Source organism: Halalkalibacterium ligniniphilum, assembly GCF_000334155.1.
In the GTDB taxonomy this organism is placed as follows: domain Bacteria; phylum Bacillota; class Bacilli; order Bacillales; family Bacillaceae_D; genus Halalkalibacterium; species Halalkalibacterium ligniniphilum.
In genome coordinates this window covers 1-2,613 of record NZ_ANNK01000011.1, presented here as the reverse complement: position 1 = coordinate 2,613, position 2,613 = coordinate 1, and the positions used below count along the sequence as shown (strand labels likewise).

Here is a 2,613-nt window from a genome sequence, read left to right as displayed (position 1 = left end):
TTGAGAATTGACAGTGGCAGGAGTACCTTCCAAGCGAACTCCATTAATTGATCGCCACGTATGCGTGGGAATGTTCCGCGCATCCAAATCATTAAGAACACGACAGCGGAAAACTTTAAGGCAAACCATATGACACCTGGTATGAAACCGAGAAACGGCAATGGGTGCCAGCCACCGAGAAAAAGAACGGTAATGAGCGAAGCCATGGCAAATAAATAGACGTATTCCGCAAGCATGAAAAAGGCCCAGCGAAAGCCTGAATATTCAACATGGTAGCCTGCTACAAGCTCTGATTCCGCTTCTGGCAAATCAAAGGGAACCCGGTTCAGCTCTGCAGTTGCAGCAATGATAAAGATAAGAAACGCTAAAAATTGAGGAATGATGTTCCATAGGCTTGCTTGCGCTTGAACAATCTCGATTAGATTTAAGCTTCCAGTTAAAAGAATGATCCCAACAACAGATAAAACGAGTGGAACTTCATAGGAAATCATTTGTGCGGCAGCCCGCATGCCACCAAGGAGTGCGTACTTGTTATTTGACGCCCAACCTCCTGTCAGCATGCCGAGCGTCGTGATACTCGTGATGGAAAGATAAAAAAGTAGGCCGATACCGAGATCTGAGAAGTAAAGATTTTCTGAGAAGGGAATAATGCCAATAACGACAAAGGCCGGCACAAAGGCAAGAATGGGTGCTAGCATAAAAAGTGGTTTGTCAGCTTTTTTCGGGATCGTATCTTCTTTGATTAATAGCTTGAGGACATCAGCAACTGTTTGTAATAAACCGAAAGGCCCCCCAACCCGATTAGGTCCGACCCGAAGCTGCATAAAGCCAAGTACTTTTCGTTCGGCTAAAATGGCATAGGTAACAAAGCCAAGAACGACTGAAAGCATTCCAGCAGCCAGGCTAACATACAGAGCAACATGCACCCAGCTAGGTTCTGACATCAACCATTGCTCCATTAGCCATCCACCTCCCCGAGGACGATATCGATGCCACCAAGGATGGCAATCAAGTTTGCTAAGGGCTCTCCCTCTAGTAGCTTTGGCAAAATTTGCAGATTGTAGAAAGAAGGCCTACGGAATTTTAGCCGGTATGGTTCTTTCTTTCCTTGACTCGCTATGTACCAGCCAATCTCTCCCCGTGGTGACTCAATTCTCACGTAGGTTTCTCCTACTGGCGGTTTGATGATTCGTGGTGTTTTTGCCATGATCGGACCTTCAGCTGGAAACTGGGCCAGTGCCTGCTCGACGATCTTTAGCGACTCTTCCATTTCCGCCATCCGGCAAAGATATTTCGCCCAGCAGTCCCCTCCCTCTTGAACCGGAATGTCAAAATCAAAACGGTCATAAATGGAATACGGTTCGTCCTTTCGAAGGTCAGCTTTTATCCCTGTGCAACGAAGATTGGCACCACTTAACGAGTATTGCAAAGCTTCCTCCTTCGTATAGGTACCCACACCTTTGACACGGCTCACAAAGATTTCGTTCCCTGTAACGAGCTCATGATACCCGTTAAGCTCCTTGCGCATGTACGGAACAAAGGCAGCAACCTTTTCTAGCCATCCTTCAGGCGCATCCCATTTCACCCCGCCTACCCTCATGTAATTGAAGGTTAGCCTTGCCCCTGATAGCTCATTGAGGAGATTAATAATCGCTTCACGCTCGCGGAATGCATATAAAAATGGGCTCATGGCGCCTATATCAAGTAAATATGTACCAAACCAAACGAGGTGACTTGCTACACGACCAAGCTCCATAACAATGACACGTAGGTATTCTGCCCGCTCAGGCACCTCTAAATCCATCATTGTCTCAACTGCATGGCAAATGACGTAATTATTCGTCATCGCTGAAAGATAATCCATCCGATCGGTGTAGGGGATAATTTGTGTATATTGTAATTTCTCCGCAAGCTTTTCTGTTCCTCTGTGCAAATAGCCAACAACGGGGGTCGCCTCTTTGATGATTTCTCCATCAATTTTTACGACAAGACGAAACACTCCATGTGTGCTTGGATGCTGCGGACCTACATTTAATAGCATTTCCTCTGTTCGAATCATTGGTTAGACCTCCTCATCATGAGGCTCATAGTCCTTACGTAGGGGATGACCGACCCACGAGTCTGGCATCATAATCCGCGTTAAATTCGGATGCTCTGTAAAGGTGATCCCTAACAAATCATACGTTTCTCGCTCTGGCCAATTGGCACCTTGCCACAAGGGCGTGAGCGAAGGAATCACAGGCTCATCCCGCTCAAGCTTTACTTTTAGGACAACATTTTCTTTTTGTGTAAACGAATAAAGATGATTGTAAAGCTCCATATGAGTCTCGTAGTCAATCCCGTGAGAGTCTGATAAATAGTCAAAATGGAGCTGCTCCTTTAAGCATTGAGCCACTTGAAAATACGTCTCTTTTTTCGCAACAAGGGTTGGTACCTCTTTCGCCAAGCGGTTTATATAGGCAGCTTCTAAGGCCTCATCTCCAATCCTTTCTTGAATCATTTTGATGTACTTGTTAAGCAACGGTTCATTTATAGATGGTGGCGGTGGCTTCTCTTCAACCTGTTCTTCACCTCCAGCTTTGGTCCGTGCTTTTGCCGCAGCGGCGGCTTTCG

Annotated in this window: 3 protein-coding genes; all 3 read right to left on the bottom strand. The window is 46.2% G+C overall.

Annotated features, from left to right (window positions below; all coding sequences use genetic code 11):
* The coding region (gene nuoH / locus BLT_RS0101190; protein WP_017726008.1) for an NADH-quinone oxidoreductase subunit NuoH at nucleotides 1-959 on the bottom strand (959 nt) is incomplete at its 3' end.
* On the bottom strand, nucleotides 959-2,059 hold the full coding sequence (locus BLT_RS0101185) for an NADH-quinone oxidoreductase subunit D (protein ID WP_017726007.1): 1,101 nt from the start codon (nucleotides 2,057-2,059) through the stop codon (nucleotides 959-961). The genes nuoH and BLT_RS0101185, both read right to left, overlap by 1 nt.
* A gap of 3 nt (nucleotides 2,060-2,062) precedes the next feature.
* The coding region (locus tag BLT_RS0101180) for an NADH-quinone oxidoreductase subunit C (RefSeq protein ID WP_017726006.1) at nucleotides 2,063-2,613 on the bottom strand (551 nt) is incomplete at its 5' end.

Coding starts and splice junctions, on each gene's coding strand:
- BLT_RS0101185 (WP_017726007.1), bottom strand. CDS start 2,059: ATGATTCGAACAGAGGAAATGCTATTAAATGTAGGTCCGCAGCATCCA.